This window comes from Actinomyces howellii (assembly GCF_900637165.1).
Lineage (GTDB): Bacteria > Actinomycetota > Actinomycetes > Actinomycetales > Actinomycetaceae > Actinomyces > Actinomyces howellii.
The window spans coordinates 2,513,537-2,538,400 of sequence record NZ_LR134350.1 but is presented as its reverse complement, the minus strand read 5'-3'; the positions used below and the strand labels follow the sequence as shown (position 1 = coordinate 2,538,400).

Annotated in this window: 16 protein-coding genes; 8 read left to right on the top strand and 8 right to left on the bottom strand. The window is 74.0% G+C overall.

Annotation, left to right across the window (positions count from 1 at the left end; all coding sequences use genetic code 11):
- The first annotated feature begins 231 nt into the window (after window positions 1–231).
- The 7 genes from EL245_RS10625 (at window position 232) to EL245_RS10595 (ending at window position 14,146) form a co-directional block, all read left to right on the top strand.
- Window positions 232–1,578, top strand: coding sequence for a sugar transferase (locus tag EL245_RS10625; RefSeq protein WP_126383102.1), 1,347 nt, complete (start codon window positions 232–234; stop codon window positions 1,576–1,578).
- On the top strand, window positions 1,578–2,021 hold the full coding sequence (locus EL245_RS10620) for an adenylyltransferase/cytidyltransferase family protein (RefSeq protein WP_126383101.1): 444 nt from the start codon (window positions 1,578–1,580) through the stop codon (window positions 2,019–2,021). Before EL245_RS10625 ends, EL245_RS10620 begins: the two co-directional genes overlap by 1 nt.
- Window positions 2,018–8,056 carry an Ig-like domain-containing protein gene (locus EL245_RS10615; RefSeq protein WP_232009728.1) on the top strand — a complete coding sequence of 2,013 codons (6,039 nt, stop codon included), beginning with the start codon at window positions 2,018–2,020 and terminating at the stop codon, window positions 8,054–8,056. Before EL245_RS10620 ends, EL245_RS10615 begins: the two co-directional genes overlap by 4 nt.
- 78 nt (window positions 8,057–8,134) lie before the next feature.
- Entirely contained in the window at window positions 8,135–9,100 is a 966-nt protein-coding gene (locus EL245_RS10610; protein ID WP_126383100.1) for an AAA family ATPase, read from the top strand.
- A gap of 5 nt (window positions 9,101–9,105) precedes the next feature.
- Window positions 9,106–10,365, top strand: a complete 1,260-nt coding sequence (locus tag EL245_RS10605) for a DUF58 domain-containing protein (protein ID WP_126383099.1) — start codon at window positions 9,106–9,108, stop codon at window positions 10,363–10,365.
- 5 nt (window positions 10,366–10,370) lie between these two features.
- A complete protein-coding gene (locus tag EL245_RS10600; protein WP_126384395.1) occupies window positions 10,371–12,734 on the top strand; it encodes a transglutaminase domain-containing protein in 2,364 nt (787 codons plus the stop codon).
- A complete protein-coding gene (locus tag EL245_RS10595) occupies window positions 12,731–14,146 on the top strand; it encodes an RDD family protein (RefSeq protein WP_126383098.1) in 1,416 nt (471 codons plus the stop codon). The genes EL245_RS10600 and EL245_RS10595 overlap by 4 nt, the downstream gene beginning before the upstream one ends.
- 65 nt (window positions 14,147–14,211) lie before the next feature.
- Here the strand turns inward: EL245_RS10595 and EL245_RS10590 are convergent, their stop codons facing one another.
- The 3 genes from EL245_RS10590 to EL245_RS10580 form a co-directional block, all read right to left on the bottom strand.
- Window positions 14,212–15,672 carry a serine/threonine-protein kinase gene (locus tag EL245_RS10590; protein WP_126383097.1) on the bottom strand — a complete coding sequence of 487 codons (1,461 nt, stop codon included), beginning with the start codon at window positions 15,670–15,672 and terminating at the stop codon, window positions 14,212–14,214.
- Window positions 15,669–17,120: an FHA domain-containing protein gene (locus EL245_RS10585; RefSeq protein WP_126383096.1), complete on the bottom strand. Its 1,452-nt coding sequence runs from the start codon at window positions 17,118–17,120 to the stop codon at window positions 15,669–15,671. The genes EL245_RS10590 and EL245_RS10585 overlap by 4 nt, the downstream gene beginning before the upstream one ends.
- Window positions 17,121–17,225: 105 nt before the next feature.
- Window positions 17,226–17,954, bottom strand: coding sequence for an FHA domain-containing protein (locus tag EL245_RS10580; RefSeq protein WP_232009727.1), 729 nt, complete (start codon window positions 17,952–17,954; stop codon window positions 17,226–17,228).
- A 102-nt stretch (window positions 17,955–18,056) separates the two neighbouring features.
- Between EL245_RS10580 and EL245_RS10575 the strand changes: the two genes are divergently transcribed.
- Window positions 18,057–18,629, top strand: coding sequence for a hypothetical protein (locus tag EL245_RS10575; protein ID WP_126383095.1), 573 nt, complete (start codon window positions 18,057–18,059; stop codon window positions 18,627–18,629).
- Window positions 18,630–18,733: 104 nt separating this feature from the next.
- Here EL245_RS10575 and EL245_RS10570 read toward each other — a convergent pair whose 3' ends face one another.
- The 5 genes from EL245_RS10570 to EL245_RS10550 form a co-directional block, all read right to left on the bottom strand.
- Window positions 18,734–20,539, bottom strand: coding sequence for an ABC-F family ATP-binding cassette domain-containing protein (locus EL245_RS10570; protein ID WP_126383094.1), 1,806 nt, complete (start codon window positions 20,537–20,539; stop codon window positions 18,734–18,736).
- A gap of 145 nt (window positions 20,540–20,684) precedes the next feature.
- Complete coding sequence (locus EL245_RS10565; RefSeq protein ID WP_126383093.1) at window positions 20,685–21,653, bottom strand: 4-(cytidine 5'-diphospho)-2-C-methyl-D-erythritol kinase; 969 nt, start codon at window positions 21,651–21,653, stop codon at window positions 20,685–20,687.
- Window positions 21,650–22,609: a 16S rRNA (adenine(1518)-N(6)/adenine(1519)-N(6))-dimethyltransferase RsmA gene (gene rsmA, locus EL245_RS10560; protein ID WP_126383092.1), complete on the bottom strand. Its 960-nt coding sequence runs from the start codon at window positions 22,607–22,609 to the stop codon at window positions 21,650–21,652. Before rsmA ends, EL245_RS10565 begins: the two co-directional genes overlap by 4 nt.
- Before the next feature lie 151 nt (window positions 22,610–22,760).
- Window positions 22,761–23,630 (bottom strand): resuscitation-promoting factor, encoded by an 870-nt coding sequence (locus EL245_RS10555; protein ID WP_232009726.1) that lies wholly within the window; start codon window positions 23,628–23,630, stop codon window positions 22,761–22,763.
- A gap of 197 nt (window positions 23,631–23,827) precedes the next feature.
- The gene (locus tag EL245_RS10550) at window positions 23,828–24,796 is read right to left on the bottom strand and encodes an aggregation-promoting factor C-terminal-like domain-containing protein (RefSeq protein ID WP_197719408.1); all 969 of its coding nucleotides are present in this window, start codon (window positions 24,794–24,796) and stop codon (window positions 23,828–23,830) included.
- Window positions 24,797–24,864 lie beyond the last annotated feature (68 nt).

The following is a 24,864-nucleotide window of genomic DNA, read 5'->3' as shown; positions in this document are numbered from 1 at the left end:
AACGGTCTTTCCAGCCGATTCCTGGCACTACCCTTTCTTAGCGCCGGCTGAGCGGGCTCCCCCGCCCCGCCCAGCCGGAACCCGTCCACCCATCACAGCACCGGAGGCGTCGTGCCCAGTCTGTCCACCACAGCACACGTGCATCAGCCCACTCGTCGGCGCACGCGGCGAGCTGATGCGCGTGGCTTCCTGCCACCCCTCGCGTCACCCGCCTTCGTGCCGTGGCCGGTCATGCGCAGGGACCTGATCACCTGGCTGGTCCTCAGTGACATCGCGGCCGTCCTCGTGCCGAGCGGGGTGCTCATGGTGTCGGGCGCGGCGGCCGCTGGTCGTGCCGCGCTCGCGGGGGTCATCATGATCGCCATGGCGTGGGCCCTGGGGGCCCTGCGGGTCGACGTCGTCGACCAGGCGCGCTCGGGCTGGACCCAGGTCCTGGCCGGGGCGGTGGTCACGGCCCCGGTCGCGGTCCTGCTCGCCCAGCACGCGACCCCCCGGGCGCCGGTCGTCTCGGTGCTCGGTCCGCTGGCCGCCCAGGCCGCGCTCGCCGTGGCGGGGCGCGCGGCGGAGTCCTCCTGGCTGAGGCGGCGGCGCGTCGAGGGCCACGGGCTGCGTCGTACGCTCATCGTCATGGGCAACGGCGCCGAGCCGGTGCTGCGTCAGCTGCGCCGCCACCCCGGCGACGGCTTCCTCATCGTGGGCTACCTCTCCTCCGGGGAGGGGCGGGCCCCCAACGCGACGCCCGTGGGCGACGTCGCCTCGCTGGCCCGCACGGTGCGCTCCGAGCGCATCGACGTCGTCATGACCCTGGGCGGGGTGACACCGGACTCGCTCGTGTCGATCATGCGCGCGCTGGACTCCACCGGCGCCCGCCTCGTCATCGCACCCGGGCTGCAGGACGTCGTCCCCCGCCGCATGCACGGACTTCCCGTCACCCACGGCTGGTCGGGACTCATCGACGTCCGCCTGCGGCGCACCGCCTTCGGGCTCAAGAACCTCGTCGACCGCCTGGGCGGCGCGCTCATCATCGTCCTGGCCTCACCGGTCCTGGCCGCTGCGGCCCTGGCCATCCGCCTGGACTCCCCCGGGCCGGTCTTCTACACCCAGACCCGTGTCGGGCTGCGCGGCAAGACCTTCACGATGTGGAAGCTGCGCTCGATGTACGTCGACGCGGACGAGCGCCGCGCCGCCCTCGTGGCCTCGGGCGGCGACGCCGGCAACGAGATCCTCTTCAAGGACCGCAAGGACCCCCGGATCACCCGGGTGGGCCGCTTCATCCGGCGCACCTCGCTGGACGAGCTGCCCCAGCTGTTCAACGTCGTGCGCGGTGAGATGAGCCTCGTCGGCCCCCGGCCTGCCCTACCCCACGAGGTCGCCGAGTACGACGAGGAGGCCCGTCGCCGCCTGCTCGTCAAGCCCGGGATGACCGGCCTGTGGCAGGTCTCGGGCCGCTCCGACCTGTCCTGGGAGTCGACCGTGGCCCTGGACCGGCACTACGTCGAGAACCGCGGCGCGGCCCTCGACACCTACGTCCTGGCCGCCACCCTGCGCGCCGTCGCCGGCGGGAAGGGAGCCTACTGATGCTCACCGGCTACGTCCCCGGCGGCTTCGACATGCTGCACATCGGGCACCTCAACATCCTCAACAGCGCCGCCCGCCACTGCGACCGCCTCGTCGTGGGCGTGGCCACCGACGAGTCCCTCGTGCGGATGAAGGGGCGGGCCCCGATCGTCCCCCACGTCGAGCGCATGGCGGTGGTCGCCGCGCTGCGGGTGGTCGACGAGGTCGTCCCCGACCTCGACCAGGACAAGCGCATGGCCTGGAAGCGCACGCCCTTCGACCTCCTGTTCAAGGGCACCGACTGGCGTGACACCGACAAGGGCAGGCTCCTGGAGGAGCAGATGGCCGAGGTCGGGGCGAGGGTGGTCTACCTGCCCTACACCCCGACGACCTCCTCGACGATGCTCCGGCGCGTCCTTGCCCAGGAGGTCGCCTCGCGCACCCGCGTACCTGAACGCCGGTGAGCACGGTGGTCGGGTCGCGGGTCGTCATGCGCTGGTCCTCGCTGAGGACCCGGCGCCGGTTGTCATCGGTCGTGGCCGCCCTGGCCGTGACCGCCCTGGGCGTGGCCGCCTGGGCCCATGACGGCTCCCCCCAGGCCGACGTCGACCTCAATGACGGGGGCGTGTGGGTGACAAGCACCGACCAGCACCTCGTGGCCCGGCTCAACTACCCCTCGAGGCAGGTCGACGGCGCCATCCGCACGACGACCTCGACCTTCGACGTCACCCAGTCCGAGAACGACGTGCTCGTGCCCGACACGGCCGTGGGCGCGGTCTCCGCCGTCAACCCCACGACCGTGTCGCTGTCGACGGCCACCCAGCTGACCACCGGGGCGACGGTCGCCCAGGGCGGCGACCGGGTCATCGCGGTGGACGGCGCCGCGGGGACCGTGCGCGCCACGAGCGTGAGCGCGGTGGGCTCGCTGGCCTCGGCGCCTCCTGTCGTGGAGTCCATGCCCGACGTCGTCGCGGTGGCGGGAACCGACGGGTCGGTCCACGCGGTGTCGGCCAAGGCCGGGCGGGCGGTCACCGTCCCGGTCACTGCCTCGGCCTGGGACGAGCCGGAGCAGGTCGCCCTGCCGCTGACCGCGGGCACTGACGTCGCGGTCACGGCGGTGGGCGAGCGCACGGTGGTCCTCGACCGCGGTGCGGGCGTCCTCTACCTGCCCGACGGCGCCTCAAGGGACCTCGGCGAGACGGGCCTCGTCCTCCAGCAGCCCGGCCCTGACGCCGACGCGGTGCTCGTGGCCTCGCGCACCGAGCTCATCTCGGTGCCGCTGGACGGGTCGGCCCCCACGACCGTGCCCGCCGTCGAGGAGGGGACGGTGCCCGAGGGCGTGGCCGCCCAGCCCGTGCGCCTGGGCGACTGCGTCTACTCGGCGTGGTCGGGCTCCGGGCAGTTCGTGCGCCAGTGCGACGGCCGGACCGAGACCGTCCACGACGACGCCCTGGCGTCCTCGACGACGCCGGTCTTCCGGGTCAACCGCGAGGCCATCGTGCTCAACGACATCACCCAGGGCACGGTCTGGCTGCCCGACGAGCTCCTCGTGCTCGTCGAGGACTGGACCGACGTGACCTCCCAGACGGACGACACCTCCGAGCAGGAGGACGACTCCGCCCAGACCAGCGAGTCCCAGACCCTGCCCGAGCGCACCGAGGAGAACCACGCCCCGGAGGCCAATGACGACACCTTCGGCGTGCGACCGGGGCGGTCGACGATCCTGCCGGTGCTGGCCAACGACTCCGACCCCGACGGCGACGTCCTGACGGCCACCCCCGGGGACCCCGGGAGCGCCGCCACCGTGACCACCGCGCAGTCGGGCCTGGCCCTGCGGCTCGACGTCCCCGAGGAGGCCACCGGCACGATCAGCCTGCCCTACACCGCTGACGACGGGCGCGGTCTGTCCGACTCGGCGGTGGCCACGGTCGAGGTGCGCGACTGGACCCTCAACGAGGCGCCGGTGCAGACCTCGACGCCGACCCTGACCGTCTCAGGCAACGCCTCGGCCTCCCTGAGCGTCCTGGGCAGCTGGCAGGACCCCGACGGCGACACCTTCTACCTCGTCTCCGCGGCGGGCGAGGGACTCGACGTGCGCACGACCAACGAGGGCACGGTCACGGTGCGCGACCTGACCGGCGCCCCCGGTGCGCGCGAGGTGAGCGTCGTGGTCTCCGACGGGCGCGCCACCGCGACCGGCACGGTCACGGTCGACGTCCAGCCCTCCGACACCGCCGTCCCGGTGGCCAACGCCGACCACGTGCGCGTCGTGGCCGGGACCTCGGCCGTCGTCGCCCCCCTGGACAACGACATCTCCCCCACCGGGGAGGCGCTCAGCCTCGCCGCCGTCCAGGAGGCCCCCACGGGGACCCAGGTCGAGACGAACCTCCAGGCAGGGACCTTCACCTTCACCGCCGAGTCGGCCCAGACCCTCTACCTCACCTACGACGCCGCCGCGGGGCCCCGGGTGGCCCAGGGCATCGTGCGCATCGACGTCGTCGAGCCCTCCGACCCCACCGTCCCCCCGGTCACCGAGGACGACACCGCGCTGCTGCGCGAGGGCGGCGCGGTGACGGTGGCCCCCCTGTCCAACGACTTCGACCCCGCCGGGGGGATCCTCGTCCTCCAGTCGGCCTCGGCCCCGGCCGAGTCGGGCCTGAGCGTCACGGTCGTCGACCACTCCCTGCTCCAGGTCTCCGCGGCGGCGACCATCGGGCAGAGCGTCGACGTGGAGTACACCGTCTCGAACGGGACCTCGACCGCCACCGGACAGGTGACGGTCGCGCCCGTCACCTCCGAGCAGGTCCAGGTGCCGGTGGCCACCCAGGACACCGCCGTCGTGCGCGCCGGCGACGTCGTGTCGGTGCCGGTGCTCGACAACGACACCTCTCCCTCGGGTCTGGCCCTGAGCGTGTCCGACGAGCTCGGGCTGGCCGGGGACGACCTGGGCACCGCGTGGGTGAGCGAGGACCTCGTGCGCTTCAAGGCCGGCGACACCCCGGGGCGGACCTCGCTGTCCTACACGGTGACCGACACCGCCGGCCAGACGACCTCGACGCGGGTCGACATCGAGGTGCGCGTGCGCGACGACGCCGCCAACGTGGCTCCGAGCCCCCAGGGGCTCGAGGCCGGGACCGTGGCCGGCTCCTCGACGAGGATCACCGTGCCCCTCGACGGCATCGACCCCGACGGCGACTCGGTCAGCCTCGTCGGCCTCGACCAGGCGCCCACGATGGGCTCGGTGCGCACGGGCACGACCTGGCTCGAGTACACCCCCTCGGCCGGGGCCATGGGCACCGACACCTTCACCTACCTCGTTGAGGACCGGTTCGGCGCCCAGTCGACGGCCACGGTGCGCGTCGGCGTCGCCCCGGCCTCGGCGACGAACAACGCCCCCCAGGCCGTCGACGACGTCGTCACCGCCAAGCCGGGCCGCACGGTCGCCGCCGACGTCGTGTCCAACGACCTCGACGCCGACGGGGACTCCCTGACCCTCGAGGGGACCCCGACGAGCGAGGACGAGGCCCTCACCCTGTCGGTGCGCGGGGGCCAGGTCGTCGCCGAGCTGCCCCAGGCCGAGGGCGTGTACACCGTGCGCTACACGGTCACCGACTCCCGCGGCGGCACCGACCTGGGCACCCTGACCATCCAGGTGCTCCAGGACGCCCCGCTCATCAGCCCCGTCGCGGTCGACGACCACGTCACGGTCGAGCAGGTCGACGCCGCAGGGGTGGTAACCGCCCCCGTGCTCGACAACGACAAGGACGCCGACGGCTCGCCGTGGGACCTGACGCTGAGCACCGACGACCCGGGGGCGACCGTCGTCGACCAGTCCCTGCGGGTGACCGTGGGCACCGAGAGGCGCTTCGTGCTCTACACGGTCACCGACCAGGACGGGCAGACGGGACACGCCGTGCTCGTCGTCCCGGCCCTGAGCGACCTCAAGCCGTGGCTCAACTCCTCGGCCGTCCCGGTGCGCGTCCCGGCCGACACGACCACCGAGGTCGACCTGTCCTCCTACGTCCTCACGCGGGCCGGGACCTCCCCCGTCGTCACCGCAGCCGAGGGGCTGCGCACCGGGGCCGGGCTGGACTCCGCCGAGCCTGCCGGCGACGGAGGCTCCCTCAAGATCACGCCCACCGGCGGGTTCACCGGTCAGACGACCGTGAGCCTGACGGTGGCCGACGGCACGGGCGACGACGCCCTGAGCTCCCACCTCACGCTCCCCATCGTCGTGGAGTCCACGACCAACACCCCACCGGTCCTCACCCCCACCGAGATCATCGTCGCCCCTGGTGAGGGCGAGGTGACCGCTGACCTGGCGCAGATGACGCGCGACGCCGACGAGGACCCGCTCACCTTCTCCGCCGGCGGCGCTCCCGAGGGCTTCGAGGTCTCCCTGTCCGGCTCGACCCTGTCGGTCTCGGCCGCCCCGGGAGCCGCGGTCGGGACGACCGGCTCGGTCGACGTCACCGTCGACGACGCGACGAACGACCCGGTCACGGTCAGCGTGCCCCTGCGGGTGAGCGACTCGACCCGACCGCTCATGACCACCGTGCCCACCACCCTGGAGTCCGACGGCTCGCCGGTGAGCGTCGACGTGGCCGGGCTGGTCACCAACCCCTTCCCGGGGCAGGCCGTCACGCTGGCGGACGCCCCCCGCGTCACCTCGGGCACGGGCGAGGTGAGCGCCTCGGGCACGGTGCTGACGATCTCCCCCGGCGCAGGCTTCTCCGGCCGCCTCGTCGTGTCCTACACGGCTCTCGACGCGACCGGCTCCATGGCTCGTGCCGCCTCGGGAACCGTCACCGTGACCGTCGCCTCGCCCCCCGACGCCCCTGTCGGGGTCACGGCCCAGCCCGCAGGATCCTCCTCGATGCAGGTCTCCTGGACACCGGGGTCGGACAACGGCTCGTCGATCACGGGCTACACCCTCACCGAGACCTCCGGCGCCGGGACCTGGAGCTGCACCGGCTCCCCGTGCCTGGCCAGCGGCCTGTCGATGGGAGGGACCTACTCCTTCAGCGTCGTGGCGACCAACGCCGTCGGCAGCTCGAGCCCCTCGGCGGCCTCGGCGCCCGTGCGGCTGACCCTGACGCCCACGGCCCCCTCGTCCCTGACGGCGGTCGACGGGGGCGAGGGCGCGGTCGACCTGTCCTGGCAGCCCTCCTCGGCTCCGGACGCGTCGGTCACCTACGACGTGGCGATCATGCAGGGGGGCTCGGTGGTGGCCTCCCAGACGACGACGGGCACGAGCGTGCGGCTGGCGGTGCGCCCGGGGACCTACACGGCCCAGGTCTGCGCCTACGTCGACGCGGCGGGGCAGAAGAACTGCGCCTCGGTCTCCGTGCGCTCGGTCGACCAGCCCACGGCGCCCGGTGCCCCGAACGTGGAGTACAGGGCGGGGGCCGGGCTCCTCGTCAGCTGGGGCGCCGCCGGGGCGAACGGGGGCTCCCTCAGCTACTCGGTGACCGTCTCCGGAGCGGTGACGACGACCGTGCCCGCAGGCGGGGCGACCTCGGTGACGGTGCCCACCCCGTCCCTGGGCTCGGGCAGGCACGCGGTGACCGTCACGGTCACCGCGACCACCGAGGTCGGGTCGGCCTCCTCCCCACCGACCTCGGCCGAGTTCCGTGTGACGAGCGCCCCACCGCGGCCCTCGGTCCCGGTCGCCGCCGCCACCGGGACGAGCGGTCAGATCACCGTGACCACCCCGGCCACGCCGGTGGCGGGCAACGGCTGGGACGACGACGACATCGACATCGAGTACCGGGTCGTGGACTCGGCGGGCAACGAGGCGGCCGGCTGGGGCGAGAGCACGACCTTCTCGGGCCTGCGTGACGGCACCTCCTACACCGTCCAGGCGCGGGCCGTCGGCGAGGACGACTCCGCGGCGGTCTCGGAGGTGGTCAGCTCCAACGCCGTCACCCCCCAGGGGCCGCCCTCGGCCCCGAGCGTCAGCTGCACGCCCGCGGGCACCGGCGTGAGCTGCTCGTGGACCGCCGGAACCGGCGGGGGGCGGGCCACGAGCCACGAGGGGGCCACCTCCTCGGACGGGGCGAACACCGAGGCGGTCGCAGCCTCGGGCACCAAGACCTTCGAGCCCGGCGCCGGCGGCTCGGCGACCTGGTGCGTGCGCTCGACCAACGACCTGGGGCACTCCTCGGCCTGGTCCTGCGACTCGGCGACAGCCTCGGTGGGTCAGGGGACCTTCCGGATCAACACCACCGCGCCCGAGGCGGTGTGCACCGCCCAGGACCTGCGCGAGACCGGCTTCCCGGCCAACTCCTGCTGGCGCATCGTCATCGACGTGACAGGATTCGCGCCCAACTCCACGGTCACCTGCTCGTACCAGTACCGTGACCGGCTCGAGGCGCCCGACGCCCCGCTCAAGGACTACTCGGAGTCCTTCTCCGTGGACTCCTCAGGAGGAGCCCGCAAGGTCTTCCCCCACCGGGCCTCCTCACCCAACCAGACCATCGCGTGCGTCCAGCGGTAGCCTTCACTGGATACGCACAGCAAGCCCGTGCGGGCACCGACACCCAGCACGCCGTCAACCGAAATGAGCCCCCTACCCATGTCCATGACTCAGGAGAACGCGACCTGGTTCGCCGAGACCTTCACACGGATCGTCGACAACGTCGGGCAGGCCCTCCTGGGGAAGCAGGACGTCATCAGGCTCGCCCTGACCACCATGCTCGCCGAGGGGCACCTCCTGCTCGAGGACGCCCCGGGAACCGGCAAGACCGCGCTGGCCCGGGCGCTGGCCGCCACCGTCCAGGGCACCCACTCGCGCATCCAGTTCACCCCGGACCTGCTTCCCAGCGACATCACCGGCGTGACGATCTACGACCAGAGGACCGGGACGTGGGACTTCCACGCCGGCCCGGTCTTCGCCTCGGTCGTCCTGGCCGACGAGATCAACCGGGCCAGCCCCAAGACCCAGTCGGCGCTGCTCGAGGTCATGGAGGAGTCCCAGGTCACTGTCGACGGGGTGCGCCACTCGGCGGGCCGTCCCTTCATGGTCATCGCCACCCAGAACCCCGTCGAGCAGGCCGGCACCTACCGCCTGCCCGAGGCCCAGCTCGACCGCTTCCTCATCAAGACCTCGATCGGCTACCCCGAGCGCAGCGCCCTCACCCAGATCCTGGCGGGCTCGGCCAGCCCCGACCGCTCCAAGGCCCTGGGCACGGTCATCACCTCCTCGGCCATCGCCTCCATGGCGGACCTGGCCTCCTCCAACCACGTCGAGGACGCGATCCTCGACTACATCGGGGCGCTGGTCGAGGCCACCCGCGAGTCCCCGGACACCCGTCTGGGGGTGTCGACCCGTGGCGCCATCGCCATGACCCGTGCCGCCCGGGTGTGGGCCGCGGCCCAGGGCCGGCCCTACGTCCTGCCCGACGACGTCAAGGAGCTCGCCGAGGTGGTGTGGGCCCACCGCCTCGTCATGGACCCCGACGCCGAGTTCTCCGGGGCCACCCCCCGCGGTGTCATCACCCGGGCGCTCGCCGACGTCCCCGCCCCCACCAAGCGTCTGTAGCCCCGATGCCCTCCTCGACCTCCTCGCCCCCCGCCCCGGCCGCCGCCGGGGCGCCGCCGCGTCCCGGTCCCCAGACGGCCGGGGCGGTCGCCCGCCCTGCCCCGATGGTGCGCGCGCTGCGCGGCGCGCTGGCCATGATCACCCGCACGGGCTGGGTGTGCCTGGTCCTGCTCGCCGGCTGCCTCGCAGCGGGCCTGCGCCTGGGGTGGCAGGAGGCGTGGAGCGCCGCCGCGGTGCTCGGCCTCGTCGTCGTGACCGCCTGGCCCTGGCTCATGGGCCGCGGAGGGCACGGTGTCTCCCACGCCCTGGACGAGCCACGGGTCACGGTGGGCGACAACACGGCCATCCACCTCGTGGTCACCAACCCGACCGGCCGTGTCCTCCTGCCTGCGCGCATGGAGATGCCGGTAGGACCGGCCAACGCCGTCTTCGCCGTGCCCACCCTGCGGCCCGGGGCGACCCACCGGCGCGGCTTCGTCCTGCCCACCGCCCGGCGCGGGGTGGTCACGGTCGGCCCTGTCGTCTCCGTGCGCTCCGACCCCGTGGGGCTCGTGCGGCGCGAGCAGACCCGTACCCGGCCCCAGCAGGTCCACATCCACCCGCGGACCGTGCGCCTGGGCACCGACCTGCGCGGCATCATGCGCGACGTCGAGGGCGCGGTCACCCAGGAGCTGTCGAGCTCGGACGTGTCCTTCCACGCCCTGCGCGACTACATCCCCGGAGACGACCGTCGCAACGTCCACTGGCGCACGACGGCCCGCACCGGCCGGCTCATGGTCCGCCAGTTCGAGGAGACGCACCGATCCAGCCTCCTCGTGGTCCTCGACACCCGCTCCCAGGACTACGAGTCCGACGAGGACTTCGAGACCGCCGTGTCGGTGGCGTGCTCCCTGGGGCTCAACGCCATCGGGCACGGGCGGGAGGTCGCCGTCGTCACCCAGCAGGAGTCCCTGCCCACCGCCACGGCCCTGCGTCTGCTCAACGCCTCCTGCCTGCTCGAGCCCGGTCAGGCGGACGGGCCCGACGAGCTCGCCCGCCAGGCCTGCGCCCGCCACCCCGAGGCCTCGGTGCTCATCGTCGTGACGGGCCAGCTCACCGAGAGCCCCGTCCTGGCGCGGGTGCGCACGACCACCCCGGTCGACACCGTCGCCCTGGCGCTGCGCTGCGGGTCGCGTCCTCGGGGACGCCAGGCCCTGGGTTCCCTGACGGTCTACGACCTCGACCGTCTCGAGGCCCTGCCCATGGTCATGCGCAGGGCGGTGTGAGCACGATGGACCCCGTGAGCACCCCAGGTCCCGCCCGCCGCGCACCGGCGGCCACGCGTCGACCTCGTCCCGAGCGACGGCGTCGTCCCGAGCGCTCCCGCTCCCAGGCCTCCAGCCTGACGGAGCGCAGACGGTGGACGGACCTCACCCTCGTCGCGGTCCTGTCCCTGGTCGGCACGATCCTGTTCATCCCGCCCTTCGCCTCACCGACCGGCGCGGTCGTCGCCGCGGTCGGGGTGTGCCTGGGCGTGGCCACGGGGGTGGTGACCGCCCGGATGCGCCTGAGCGCGCTGCCGACCCTGGCGGTCACCGGAGCCCTCCACGTGCTCCTGGCCCCCTGGATCCTGCCGGACGTCGGAGGCGGGCTGGAGGCCGTCAGGACGGTGCTGGCGGCGACGATCACCGTGTGGCGCGACGCCCTGACCCTGCCGCTGCCGCTGACCGCCTTCCCCGGCATGACGGTCCTGCCGTGGCTGACCGGGCTGGCCACCGGGGTCGTCGCGACGCGCGCGGCAGGCGCCGGCCGAGTGCACCTGGCCGGGCTGACGGTCCTGGCCCAGGCGACGGTGGCCATCGCCTGGGGCGGGCAGAGCTCCGTGGCACCCACCGTCATCGGGGTCGTCCTCACGATCGGCGTGCTCGCCCTGTGGGCGATGGCCGCCCAGCGGGGACGGCGGGACCGGGTGGCGGAAGTCCTGGAGGACGCCGACGCCGGGGTGCGCACGGACGTGCGCCGGTCGGTGCTGCGCTCAGCCACCCTCCTGACGGTGACCGGCCTGGTCGTCGCCCTCGCCCTGCCGGTGGCCCCGCACGCCCGCACGGTCCTGCGGGACCTGTTCGAGCCGCCCCTCGACCTCACCGAGTACGCCACTCCCCTGTCCCTCGTGCGCACCCTGGAGACCGACCTCGCCTCGACGCCGCTCATGCGGCTGACCGGGCTGCCTGAGGGTGCCAGGATCCGCCTGGCGGCCCTCGACTCCTACGACGGGCTGTCGGCCCGCGTGGGCCAGAACGCCGAGGGGGCGGCCCGCTTCCAGCGGATCGGGCGCAACACCCCCCTGGCGCCGGGGGCCGACACCGGGCAGGCGACGAGCGTGGGGATCGCCCTGGAGGGCTACACCTTCCCGTGGGTGCCCACGGTCTCGGACACCCTGAGCATCTCCGCCCAGGGGCCGCGCTCGACGGTCATCTCCGAGAGCCTCTACTACGACACCTTCTCCTCGACGGGCATCGCGACCGCCGGGCTGACCGAGGGGGACCGGCTCACCGCTCAGGTCTCGGTGCCTCCCGTCCTGTCGGAGACCCAGCTCGCCGGCCTCGAGATCGCCGAGGTCTCCCTCGGCCCCGTCCAGGACGTGCCGGCCTCCGTGGAGGCGCTGGCCACGACGCTGGCCGGAGCGGAGTCCACGCCCCTGGGGCAGATCCGGGCCCTTCAGCAGGCGCTGCGCACCGGGTACTACTCCGACGGGACGAAGAGCCCCTCCGAGCCGGGCCACGGAGCCGCCCGCCTGGCCTCGATGGTCGAGGCCGACGCCCTCGTGGGGGATGACGAGCAGTACGCCGTGCTCATGATGCTCATGTGCCGGTCCCTGGGGATCCCCGCACGGGTCGTCATGGGCTTCGAGCCTGCGACCGACGGCCGTGCCGAGGACGTCACCGGTGAGGACGTGAGCGCCTGGGTCGAGGTGGCCTTCGACACGGCCGGGTGGGTGGCCTTCGACGTCACCCCCGAGCGCGACCAGGTGCCGCAGCAGCAGACGACCCAGAAGGTCTCCAACCCCGAGCCCCAGGTGCTCCAGCCCCCGCTGCCTCTCCAGGATCCCGCCGAGCTGCCGCCGACCTACGAGGACGACCCGCAGGAGGAGCGGGATGACGACACCGGGGTCGTCCCGATGGTCCTGCTCGTCGCCCTGGGGGTCATCGCGGCACTGGCCGCGCCCGTGGCGCTCATCCTCGCCCTCAAGGCGCTGCGGCGTCGACGGCGACGCGGCCGAGCGGGCGTGGACCGGGCGCTGGGCGCCTGGGAGGAGGTCGTCGACCGGGCGACCGACCTGGGCCGCTCGGCCCCGGCGGGAGCCACCCGCCGCGAGGCGGCTCTCGCCCTGTCCCCCAGCTTCCCGACGGCGGACCTGCCCCGCTTCGGCCGGGCGGTCGACGCCCAGGTATTCGGTTCAGGGGAGCCCGCGTCGTACGCTGTGGACAGGATCTGGGAGTCCGTCGACGCGATCGTCCCTGCGATGGCCGCTGACCGCTCACTGGTGCGGCGTGCCGCCGCGCGCCTGTCGGTGCGGTCCCTGATCCGCTCCGCCGGGCGCCGCCCGCGGCGCCAGCCGAAGTCTCGTTCGAGCCCGAGGAGGACACACCCGTGACGTCCACCGCACCCATGCTGCCCCGCAGTGCGGTCGGCCGCGCGCTGAGCGCCGCTCCGGCCTCCGTCACCAGCCGCGTCCTGGCCGGGTTGATCGACGTGGCGGTGTACGCCCTCGTCTGGGTCGCCCTCGTCGCCGCGGCGCGGGCCGGAGGCATGGGCGGGACCCCGACCGCCGTGGCCCTCGCGCTCGTCGTCCTCCTGCCTCGTGAGATCGTCCTGGCCCGCTCCGGGTGGAGCGTCGGGGGCCGTCTGCTCAAGGTGCGGGTCATCGACGCCGACACGGGGCGCGCCCCGATGACCCGCCTGTTCGTCCACGCCGACCTGCTTCTCATCACCCTCCTGCCCACCCTGGGTCTGGGGGCCCTCCTGCTCATGCGAGCGGCGGCCAAGGACCCGCACGGGCAGGGGTGGCACGACCGTCTCGCGGGGGTGAGGGTCATCACGACGGCAGGTCCCACGCCCCAGGCCGAGGCCCCGTGGCGAGCGCGCTCCTCCCAGCCTGAGGAGGGCCCGTCCCCGGGACCTGGGGTGACGCCGCCTCCGGGCACGACACCGCCGGGCTCGGCCTCGCCGTCGGGCCCGGTCGCGCCGCGCACCGGCGCGGCGCCTGCCGATGAGCTCTTCCCCGACAACCGCTTCGCCTTCTCCCCGGAGGAGGTCCGGCGCGACATCGCCCACACCTTCGACACGACGAGCGTGTCGGGCGCCCAGCCGGAGTCGAGCCCGCAGGCCATCATCGACTCCGTCCCGTGGTCGGCCGTCCCGACGTACCTCGACTCCCCGACGGCCGACGAGCCCGACGTCACCCGTTTCCCGACCTGGGCGGCGACCTCCCCCGAGCCGATGCGCTCCGCCGGCTCCCCGGTCTCAGGCCAGGTCCCGGCCCAGGCCCCGATCCAGGGGCCGCCGTCCTCCCCGGGGGCTGCGGGCACGCCCGCCCCCGCGCCGTCGACCTCCACGATCCCCGTGCCCGTCACGCCGACGAGCAAGCGCCTCGTCGAGCTGGGCACGGGGGCGACCCCGGCGGACGCCCCGACGACCCTCCCGCCCGCGTCCCCGATGCGCTCGCGACGCACCGCCCGGCTGCGCATCCGGCTGGTGCCGGTCATCGGAGGGGACCCGATCCCGCTCATCGGGCCCACCGTCATGGGCCGCGACCCGCAGAACATCTCGGACTACCCCGACGCCGAGCGGGTCAGCCTGCCTGACGCCACCCGCTCGATCTCCAAGACCCATGCCGCTGTCGCCCCGGTCCCCGGGGGCGTGTGGGTCACCGACCTGCACTCGACCAACGGGACCCGTGTCGAGCACAAGGACCGGATCGAGGCCGCTGTCCCGGGCGTTCCGTCCCCGGCGCCCACGGGCTCGATCGTCGTGCTCGGGCGGGCCGCCTACCGGGTGGAGGCCTGAGCGAGCGGCTCGACAGGCTCCCGGCACGGCCCAGGGCCCCGGCACGGCCCGGGCTGAGCGCGCTGTCAGGGCGTCTGGACGCAGGAGCGCACTGCGGCCGAGGTCTTGCCGTCCGCGCGCAGGGAGTAGACCTCGATGCAGGTCGTCCCCTGCCTGGCCGCGACGACCACCGAGGTGGCGTCCGTGCGCTCCAGGGGGACCTCCTCGGATCCCGCCACGTCCTCGCGGAACAGGTAGCTGCCCTCCCAGCCCTCCTGCGGCGCCGACCACGTGAAGGTCACTGTCCCGTCGCCGCCGGAGGCTCCCGACAGGTCACGCGGGGCGGGCACCATGGAGCCCAGGGGGTCGGAGTGACCGGGCTCAAGGGTCGCGAAGGTCGCCTGGGGCCTGGACTCCTGGGACATCTGGGAGGCGACGATGGCGCCGACGACGACGAGGACAGCCACGAGCCCCGAGGCGAGGCCGAGCAGGAGCCGGCGTCTGCCCCACCGGCGGTCGGTCGAGGCGTCGGGCTCCTGGGCGTCCTGCTCGAGACGGTCGGAGGCCCGCGGCCGGATGACCGCTGCGGGCTCGACGGCGGAGAACACCCCCAGGCGCGTGGCCCCCGGGTCCTCGCCCTCGCCGTGGGCGGGGGCGCCCTCGAGGGTGTCGGCCTCCTGGTAGAGGTCCGCCGTCGTGGTGGGCAGCCCCAGCTCCCCCTCGACCTGCTGGAGGGCGCGGGCGAGGGCCAGCGCGGAGGGGTAGCGGTGCGCCGGGTCCTTGTCCATCGCGATGCGCAGCACCCGGTAGAGCGACGGCGGCACGTCGGGCCGCCCCAGCGGGGGCAGCGGGTCCTTGACGATCCTGCGGGCGAGGTCGTAGACGTCGTCGGAGGCGCCGGCGATCTCGAAGGGGCTGTGACCGGTCAGCATCGCGTAGGTCGTGGCGGCCAGCGAGTAGACGTCGCTCGCCGGTGAGACCGTCCGCGAGCCCACGAGCTGCTCCGGTGGCGCCCAGGGCACGCTCATGCCCCGCAGCTCGTGGTCGTGGTCGCTCGGCCCGCTCATCACCGAGATCCCGAAGTCCGAGAGCACGGGACGCCGGTAGGAGGTGAACAGGATGTTGGCGGGCTTGATGTCGCGGTGGACGATTCCCGCCCGGTGAGCGGTCTCCACGGCACCGGCGATCTGGATGGCGGTGCCCAGCGCCTCGGCGACGTCGAGCGGCCCCTGACGCAGCATCATGCCGAGCTGGGGCGGAGGGCAGTACTCCATGACGAGGAAGGGCCGTCCGTCCCCGGAGACCCCGGCCCCGTAGATGGACAGGATGGCCGGGTGCGAGGAGACCCGGGCCATGAGGTTGGCCTCCTGCTCGAAACGGGAGGCCGAGCTTCCGTCGACGTCGGCGTTCATCACCTTGACGGCGACCTCGCGCCGAGGCATGTGCTGCTCGTAGAGGTAGACGCGGGAGTATCCCCCGGCCCCCAGGTCCCGCAGGTGGGTGTAGCCGGCTATCTCAGGGGGCGCCGCCTCACGAGGGGAGCTCACGGAAGGTCCTCGAGCACAAGCGACTGGCCGTCGCCCAGGTCGAGGATGTCGCCGTTGGTGAGCAGGACGGACTCGGTGCCCGGCAGGCGCATGGGCGGAGCGCCGTCACGCCGCAGGGTCGTGCCGTTGCTCGTGGACAGGCTGCGCGCCAGCACCGACCACTCGTCGAGCTCGATGAGCAGGTGGTTGCGGGAGATGAGCAGCTCGGGGCTGGGCACGGTGACGAGGGCGGGGCTGGTTCCCGCGAGCTGGGGGACCTCCTGGGGCTCGGGCAGGCGCCCGATGAGCACCGGCCGGTCGAGCTCGACGCTTCCCCCTGAGGACACGAGCACGTGCCCCAGCGGGGGGCAGGGGATCATGCGCGCGGGCTGGGAGAGCTCGGCGCCGCAGGTGCGGCAGTGGACGTAGTTGGTGGGGTTGGCGTGGCCGTCGGGGCACATGACCGACAGGGCCATCCGCGTCTGCGCCCGGGGGCCCTCGGGGTCCTCAGCGCTGTCGTCGAGGACGATCGTGCCGAGCTCGTCGACAAGGTCCTCGGGCAGCGCCGCCAGCGTCCACCCGTCGTGGTCACCGGGGCGCTCCTCGTCCGCGACGGACGGGTCCACCGGGGCCGAGGGGTCAGCCGCTGCCTGCCCGGGGGCCACGGAGTGGTCGGGCGTACCCGCGGCCTCGGCGGGATCCGCGACCGGGGCCGACGGGGCCACCGGCACGAGGTCCGGTCCGGAGACAGGGTGAGGGACCGGCCCGCCCTCCGGTGCCGCCACCGGACCGGGGACCGGTTGGGGTGCCGGCTGGGGAACCGGCGCGGGCACCGGCGCGGACACAGGATCAGGGCCGGGCGCTGACTGGATGGCCAGGGCCGGCACAGGGCTGGGCACCGAGGCGTTGCGCGAGCGGCGCAGACGGGTCGCGGTGGTCACGGGGACCGGGGGGACGGCGGTGACGACGTCGACCGGGGCGGTCGCCGCGCCCGGGACGCCGGTGGAGGGCGTCGGGCGGACCGAGGATCCCAGGTGAAGTCGGGAGACGCGCAGGATCGCGTCGACGGCGGGGCGCAGGACGGGACCTGGGTCCTCCGGCGCGGACAGGGTCACCGTCCCGGGTGCGCTGATGAACGCCTCCCGCCAGGTCGACACCCCCCGGGCGTCCATCTGCTCGCCGTCGACCTCGAGGACCGGCGCGCCACGCACGGCGGCGTTGACACCCTGGGCGCCGATGACGACCACGGAGAAGTCGGGGATGCGGGCCAGGTGCCCGCCCGCGCCCATGACCAGCCGGTCGAGGACCGCGGTGAGGCTCGGCCCCGGAGCGCGCAGGAGCATCCACAGCTCCTCGACGATGTGAACCGGCACCTCGGCGGGCAGCAGGAGGGCGCCGTAGGGGGTCACGGCTCCCGACCAGGTGCCCTCGGCCCACGTCGGCGTCGTGGCACTCAGCGAATCAGACATGCGTACTCCTCGTTCAGGGCGATGGGCCCGCTCAGGGTCCTGCACCGGGCCCGCACCGGGACCTGGCTCCCCGCCCGCGTGGGGTCGGGGAGCCAGGGGTGCAGCTCATTGGATCAGGCACATCGCCTCTCCGAAGTATACCTTTCGGCCCCGCTCCACCGTCCGGGCTGTGCCTGGGTTGAGGCGGTGCACGCCGTGGACGTCCTCGACGTGCGTGCCGTTGGTCGAGCCCAGGTCGGTGACGAGCAGGCCCTCGGCGGTGGGCTGGAGCAGGGCGTGGGTCTTGGACACAGAGGGCTCGTCCTCCAGGACGGCCACGAGACGGACGTCACCGACCTCGCTGACCGCCTCGGGGGCCCGTCCGAGCACGAGCCCGCCGACGACGGGGACCACCCGCTCCCCCAGGCTCAGGGTGTAGACCGCCTGGCTCGGGCGGGCGGTCATGACGACGGTCGTGCCCGCGAGGCGGTCGAACCAGGTCTGGCTCCAGGCCCGGCCGTCGACCCGGGCGACCATGACGAGGGGGACCACCCCGAAGGATGCGGCCGCAGCGACCGCGATGAGCCCGGCGCGCAGCACCGCGGCCCGTCCGGGCGCCGCGTCGCGCTGGGCGACCCGCCGCAGGCGCAGTCCCGTGACGGCGCCCCCCGGCCCCGACCCGATGACGGCCTGGAGGCAGACGACGCCCGCGGCGGCCGCCAGGGCGAGGACGCCACCGAGGACCCGGTTTCCGGGAAGGAGGCCCGCGACCAGGACGATGAGCACGTCGAGGCCCCCTGCGAGCAGCCTGCGCACAGGGGAGGCGGGGAGTTCCAGGGGGGCACTCAAGGGCACGGGAGAAGCATAGACGCGGACCGATCGCTTATATTCACTCGTACTCGCTCACCGTTCACACAGACGCAGTACAGACGCAGCCGTCAGGACCAGGAGCCCGCGATGCAGATCACCGTCACGCCCGACCCCGCGCTGTGGGTGGTCGTCCCCGAGTTCCCTCCGCCGGGGTGGGCGCGTGAGGAGGCTCGTTCGCGCAGCGTCCAGCTCGACATCACCGGACCGCAGTGGCGCACGGAGTTCGAGACCCTGCTCGAGGGGCTCCGGCGTACCGAGCGAACCTCCTCCCTGGCCCGGCTCCTCCACGTGGGTGACGGGGCGCGCCATGTCTTCGCGGTCGACGTCAGCCTCGAGCCCACGCCCGACGACGGCACCAAGGAGGGCCGCCGGTCCACCCAGCTCGCCCTCCTGTCGGGGCTGCTGCCGGGCACGACGGCTGAGCGCCTGCGCCCCAACCGGGGGACCGCCGGCTTCTGGGCCGCCACGGGCGCACCGTCCTCGGGCGGGCCGACGCGCCCCAGCGCCGTCGTCGTCCTGCGCAAGGCGGGACTGCCCATCGTCCAGGTGGACGTCATCATGCAGGTGTGGGGGGCTCCGGCCTCCGAGATCGTCCCGGTCATCAACCACGTCATCGACCTGGCCGACCGGGTCGGTCCCGCCGACGCCGCGCTCGCCTGAACCGGGCACCGACACGCGGGGTGACGGAGGTCACCGTGCGCGGGCAGGGTCCGGGAGGCAGTCCGGGAGGCGACGGGGCCGACCCGGCCGGTCCCAGCCCGGTCTCAGGCCACGAGCTCGGACAGCTCCAGCCACCGCTCCTCGAGGTCGCTGGCCTCCTGCTCGACCGCGCGGAGCCGGTCGGCGAGCGCGTGGAGCCCCTCGTAGTCGCCCTGGTCGTGGTCGGCCATCTGCTCGTGCAGGGACGCCACCTCGGCGGTGAGCCTGTCGAGGCGACGTTCGATCGAGGCGATCTCCTTGCTCACGGCACGCCGCTCGGCCCCGGACAGCCCGGCGGGGCCCGCTGCCGCGCCCTGCCCGGGCGGCCCTGACTGCCCGGTCGGGCGGGCGGAGGGTGGGGCGGGCGGGTCCCGCCGCAGCCGCAGGTACTCGTCGACCCCGCCGGGCAGGTGCCGCAGGCTCCCGTTGACGATCGCGTACTGCTGGTCGGTGACCCGTTCGAGCATGTAGCGGTCGTGGGAGACGACGACAAGCGTCCCCGGCCAGGAGTCGAGCAGGTCCTCCATCGCCGCCAGCATGTCGGCGTCGACGTCGTTGGCCGGCTCGTCCAGGGCGATGAGGTTGGGCTCGCTGAGCAGCAGGAGCAGGAGCTGGAGCCTGCGCTTCTGCCCTCCCGACAGCTCGGCGACCCTGGACGACAGGTGCGGGCGGTCGAAGCCCAGGCGCTCGAGCAGCTGTGCCGGCGTGAGGTCCTTGCCCTCGACCGTGAAGGTCGTCTGGGTGCGCGCCAGGACCTCGCGCACCCGGTCGCCGCCGATGTCGGCGAGCTGGGAGAACTGCTGGTCGAGCAGTCCGAGCCGGACGGTGCTGCCGCGCCTGATCCTGCCGGAGGTGGGCTGCACGGTGCCGGCGATGAGCCCGAGGAGCGTCGACTTGCCGCTGCCGTTGGCTCCGAGGATCCCGGTCCGTTCTCCGGGTGCGAGCCGCCAGGTCACGTCACGCAGCACCTCGTGCTCGCCGTAGCGCAGGCTGACGCGCTCGAGGTCGACGACCTGCTTGCCCAGGCGGGCCACGGCCAGGCGCTGGAGCTCGATCGGGTTGCGCACCGGGGGCACGTCGGCGATGAGCCGGTTGGCGGCCTCGATGCGGAACCTCGGCTTGGAGGTGCGGGCGGGCGCGCCGCGGCGCAGCCACGCCAGCTCCTTGCGCATGAGGTTCTGCCGCCTGGCCTCGGTGGCCGCCCTGATCCGGTCCCGTTCGACCCGTTGGAGCACGTAGGCGGCGTAGCCGCCCTCGAAGGGCTCGACGGTCCCGTCGTGGACCTCCCAGGTCGTCGTGCAGACCTCGTCAAGGAACCAGCGGTCGTGGGTGACGACGAGCAGGCCTCCGGAGCCCTTGGGCCAGCGCCCCCGCAGGTGCGCGGCCAGCCAGGCGATGCCCTCGACGTCGAGGTGGTTGGTCGGCTCGTCGAGGGCGAGCACGTCCCACTGGCCGACGAGCAGCGCGGCGAGCGCGACACGGCGGCGCTGGCCACCGCTCAGCTCCGCGACCCTGGCCTCCCAGGGCAGGTCGGCCACGAGCCCGCCGATCACCTCCCTGGTCCGGGCGTCTCCGGCCCACTCGTGCTCGGGGCGGTCACCGACGATCGCGGCGCCGACGCTCACGGCCGGGTCGAGGTCGTCGGACTGCGAGAGGACCCCGACGCGCACGCCGCCCCGACGGGTCACGCGGCCGGCCTGCGGCTCGATCAGAGCGCTGAGCACCCCCAGGAGGCTCGACTTGCCGTCGCCGTTGCGGCCCACGATCCCGATCCGGTCCCCCTCCTGGACCCCGACGGTCACGGAGTCCAGGACCACTCGCGTCGGGTACTCCAGGTGGATGGCCTCTCCTACGACCAGTGGGGCTGCCACGACAGCTCACCTCCCTGTGCGCGCGCGTGCCCGGGGCCTGCTGGCCGCAGGTCACGAGGACCGGCACCGCCTGGGCCCGGGGCGTCGTGGAGGCCGCTGCGACCGGCCACCGGCTGCTCGCCCCGCGGCCCGTGGACGCGCGCCATCAGCCCACCACCCGGGCGCCGGCGACCGGGGCGTCGGCCCGCAGGGTCCCCGCCACGTGCTCGCAGTCCTCGAGCGCCCGGCTCACCCGGGCGGCGGTGGCGCCGTCGGGCACGAGGGCGGCGACCGTCGGTCCCGAGCCCGAGACGATGGCTCGCAGCGCACCGGCGGACTCGGCGACGTCGATGACCTCGGCGAGCCCGGGGCGAAGGGACAGGGCCGCCGGGGCCAGGTCGTTGCGCAGGTGGGCGGCCACGGCGGCCGGGTCCCCCGAGCGCAGGGCGTTGGTCAGCTCCGCGGGCACCTCCGTGGCGGCCGGTGCGACCGCTCGCGGCATCTGGTCGAAGCGAGCGAAGACGGCCGGCGTCGACAACCCCGTGTGCGCCAGGGCGAAGACCCAGTGGTAGGTCCCACGCGTCATCAGCGGGGTGAGACGGTCGCCGCGGCCGTGACCCACCGCGGTCGAGCCGAGCAGGGGGAAGGGGACGTCAGCACCCAGGCGGGAGGCGAGCTCGACGAGCTCGGCCTGGTCGAGCTCGGTACCCCACAGGACGTTGCAGGCCAGGAGGGTCGCGGCGGCGTCGGCCGACCCGCCGGCCATCCCTCCGGCCACCGGCACGCGCTTGCGCACGAGCAGGTCGACGCCCTCCTCGACGCCGGTGGCCTCGGCCAGGACGAGGGCGGCGCGCACCGCCAGGTTGGAGGCGTCGGTGGGCACGGAGGCGTCGGGCTCCTCGAGGCTGAGGGTGACGGCGCCGCGGGCGTCGAGGGCCTGACGCCGGGCGGTGACGGTCTCGACGACCCGCACCGCCTGGAAGACGGTGGTCAGGGGGTGGTAGCCGTCCGCGCCGAGGGCGCCCACCGACAGGAAGAGGTTGACCTTGCCGGGGGCCTCGACGCGCACCGAGGTGGCTGAGCCCGAGCGCTGTGGCGGAGCCTGCCCCCCAGGGACGGCGTGCAGGTGGCTCATCGGTCCTCCCGGGGTCGGCGTACGGGGGCTGACAGGTGCCCGGCGGCCGCCAGGGCCTGGGCGAGGGCGGCGAAGGAGGCGACGTCGAGCCTCTCCCCGCGCTCACCGGGGTCGATGCCCGCGGCGCGGAGGGCCTCCTCGGCGGCGCCTGGTCCCCCGGCCAGCGGGGCCAGCGCCTTGCGCAGGGTCTTGCGGCGCTGGGAGAAGGCGGCGTCGACGACGGCAAAGACCTGCTGCCGGGTCGCAGGGGTCGTCGGGGGGTCGTGGCGGACGAGCTCGACGAGGGCGGAGTCGACGTTGGGCACCGGCCAGAAGACGGTGCGCCCGATGGTGGCCGTGCGCCGGGCGCGGGCGTACCAGGCGGTCTTGACGCTCGGGGCGCCGTAGGTCCGGGACCCGGGGGCCGCGGCGAGGCGGTCGGCGACCTCCGCCTGGACCATGACCGTGGCGCGCTCGAGGCAGGGCAGGGCCTCCAGGAGGGTGAGGAGCACCGGCACCGCGACGTTGTAGGGGAGGTTGGCCACGAGCATGGCCGGAAGCGCCCCGGGGGCGGCTGCGCCGGGCGCGGGTCCCAGCGCCCCGGGGCCCGTCACGCTCATGGCGTCGGCCTCGAGGACGGCCAGGCGCTCGACGGCCTCGGGCATCCGCTGGGCGACGGTCACCGGCAGCGCGCGCGCGAGGACCGGGTCGATCTCGACGGCGGTGACGCAGGCACCGGCCTCGAGGAGCGCCAGGGTGAGCGAGCCCAGGCCCGGGCCGACCTCGAGGACGATGGAGCCGGGGCCGACCCCCGCCGAGCGCACGATGCGCCGCACCGTGCCGGCGTCGTGGACGAAGTTCTGCCCCAGGGTCTTGGTGGGCCGCACGCCCAGGGCCGTGCACAGGCCGCGGACGTCCGCGGGGCCGAGCAGGCCGCGGCCGTCTCGGCCCGACCGGGTCGTGGAGGAGTCGGGCATGATGACAGGGTAGCGCCAGGCACCCCCGTCAACCGCGACGGCGCCGGCCCGGCAGGGCCGTCACGACGTGGGTCCCGTCCCCTCGGCGGGGACGGGACCCACGTGGCGCTCACGGACCGGGGTCGGTGCCGGGCTCAGGTGGCCGGTGCGCTCACAGGAGGCCGAGCTTGGCGGCGCAGGCGGGCCACTGGCCCCAGCCGGACTGGGCCTGGAGCTTTTGGGCCATGGCCGTCTGGGTGGCGGCGTCGGCCTCGTGGGGGTAGCCGGTCCCGCCCATCGCGCGCCACGTGCGCAGCGAGAACTGGTAGAGGCCGTAGTAGTCGTTGCCGGTGTTGGCCGCCGGGTTGTTGCCGGACTCGCACTCGGCGAGCTGCTGCCACACCGACCCGTCGGTGAGGCCGCCGGAGGTCGTGGGGGTCGTGCCCGTCGAGGAGCCTGCGGAGGACGAGGATCCCGTCGAGCCAGAGGAGGCTGCCGGCTCCGAGGAGGCGGAGTCGGTCGTCTCGGTGCTCGCGGCGGTGCCGGTGCCCACGAGGACGACCTCGTCGACCTTGGGGGTGACGACAACCGTCGAGACCGTCTCCCGGGAGATCTCCTCCTCACCGCTGCGCGTCACCTGGTAGGTCGTGCGGGTCAGGCCGTCGACGCCCTCGGTGGCGACCTTCGTCTCACCCTCGGGCAGCTCGTCGGTCTCCTGCTCCACCGTCCCGTGAGGCTCGGTGGTCTCCTGGACCTCGGTGGTGACGGTCTGGGCCTGGCCCTGGACCGCCAGGCCCTCAGCCGCGGTGGCGTCCGCGCTCGGGGAGGAGCCGATGGCCTCGAGGCGCACCTGCGACTCGCTGATGGGGGCGACGTCCTGGTCGGCGGCGCGCACCGCCGCGTAGGCACCGCCGGAGACAGCCAGCGACAACGCGGCGGCGATGGCGCCGGCGCGGGCGACGGCGGGGGTCAGTCGGCGGCGCCCAGGGGCCTGGGCGTCCGGGGCGGCCGCGACGGGCTCGGTGTCGGGGGTCAGTCCCACGATGAGGCATCCTTCCGTTGGCAGAGCGGACGCAACCGTAGCCCACCCTGACAAGCCCCGGCAATGGGATCGCTCACGATTCGGCCGCGCGAGGAGACCTCTGACACACGGTTTCCACAGCGCGCGCACAGCACGGCCACGCGTGGGTACGCGGCCCGTCACTCGCCCGACGGCCGATAGTAGGGGGCAGTGGGGGCTCAGTACCAGCCCACGGACTCCGAGTGGGCCCAGGCCGAGCAGGGGCTGCCGTAGCGCTCGGCGATGTAGCCCAGGCCCCACGTGATCTGGGTCGTCGGGTTGGTCGCCCAGTCGGCGGCCACCGAGCCCATCTTCGATCCTGGCAGGGCCTGGGGGATGCCGTAGGCGCCCGAGGAGGGGTTCTGCGCCTGGTAGTTCCAGTTCGACTCCCGCTCCCAGAGGCTGTCGAGGCAGGAGAACTGCGAGTCGTCCCACCCGTGGGAGGCCATCATCGACTGGGCGATGCTCTTGGCCGAGGCGGCTGTCGTGCCGTCACCCGAGGCGGTGGTCGTCGTCGCGGAGCCAGCCGAGGAGGTGGTCGTCGCGGCGGTGCCGGTGCCCACGAGAACGACCTCGTCGACCTTGGGGGTGACGACAACCGTCGAGACCGTCTCCCGGGAGACCTCCTCCTCACCGCTGCGCGTCACCTGGTAGGTCGTGCGGGTCACGCCGTCGACGCCCTCGGTGGCGACCTTCGTCTCACCCTCGGGCAGCTCGTCGGTCTGCTGTTCCACCGTCCCGTGGGCCTCGGTAGTCTCCTGGACCTCGGTGCTCACCGAGACCGACTCCCCGCCGACGGTCAGGCCCTCGGATCCGGCCTCCTGGGAGGCGGAGCCCTCGGCGCTGGCGGCGCTGCCGGTCTCCTGCGCGCCGATGGCGTCGAGCAGGACCTGCTCCTCGCTCAGAGGCCGCACGTCCTGACCGCCCATCTGGGTGGCGGCGTAGGCGCCACCGGACACCGCCAGCGACAGCGCGGCGGCGACGCCGCCAGCGCGGTAGACCACCGGTCCCACGGAGGTCTTCGCCGGGCCCTCGGCGCGGCGACGGCCCGAGGGGGCGGAGGAGGTGCTGCTCAGGCTCTTCGAGGCAAGGGCCCCGAGCTCGACGAGCGTGGTGCTCAGGGAGCTGGATTGACTGTGACGACCCACTGTTCGATGTCCTAACGATCGGCGACTGCCAGCACGCTAACTGACTTCCGGACGACGCGCCATGGAGT

Coding starts and splice junctions, on each gene's coding strand:
- EL245_RS10565 (WP_126383093.1), bottom strand. CDS start 21,653: ATGAGCCACCTGCACGCCGTCCCTGGGGGGCAGGCTCCGCCACAGCGC.
- EL245_RS10610 (WP_126383100.1), top strand. CDS start 8,135: ATGTCCATGACTCAGGAGAACGCGACCTGGTTCGCCGAGACCTTCACA.
- rsmA (WP_126383092.1), bottom strand. CDS start 22,609: ATGCCCGACTCCTCCACGACCCGGTCGGGCCGAGACGGCCGCGGCCTG.
- EL245_RS10600 (WP_126384395.1), top strand. CDS start 10,371: ATGGACCCCGTGAGCACCCCAGGTCCCGCCCGCCGCGCACCGGCGGCC.
- EL245_RS10625 (WP_126383102.1), top strand. CDS start 232: ATGCGCAGGGACCTGATCACCTGGCTGGTCCTCAGTGACATCGCGGCC.
- EL245_RS10620 (WP_126383101.1), top strand. CDS start 1,578: ATGCTCACCGGCTACGTCCCCGGCGGCTTCGACATGCTGCACATCGGG.
- EL245_RS10575 (WP_126383095.1), top strand. CDS start 18,057: ATGCAGATCACCGTCACGCCCGACCCCGCGCTGTGGGTGGTCGTCCCC.
- EL245_RS10585 (WP_126383096.1), bottom strand. CDS start 17,120: ATGTCTGATTCGCTGAGTGCCACGACGCCGACGTGGGCCGAGGGCACC.
- EL245_RS10605 (WP_126383099.1), top strand. CDS start 9,106: ATGCCCTCCTCGACCTCCTCGCCCCCCGCCCCGGCCGCCGCCGGGGCG.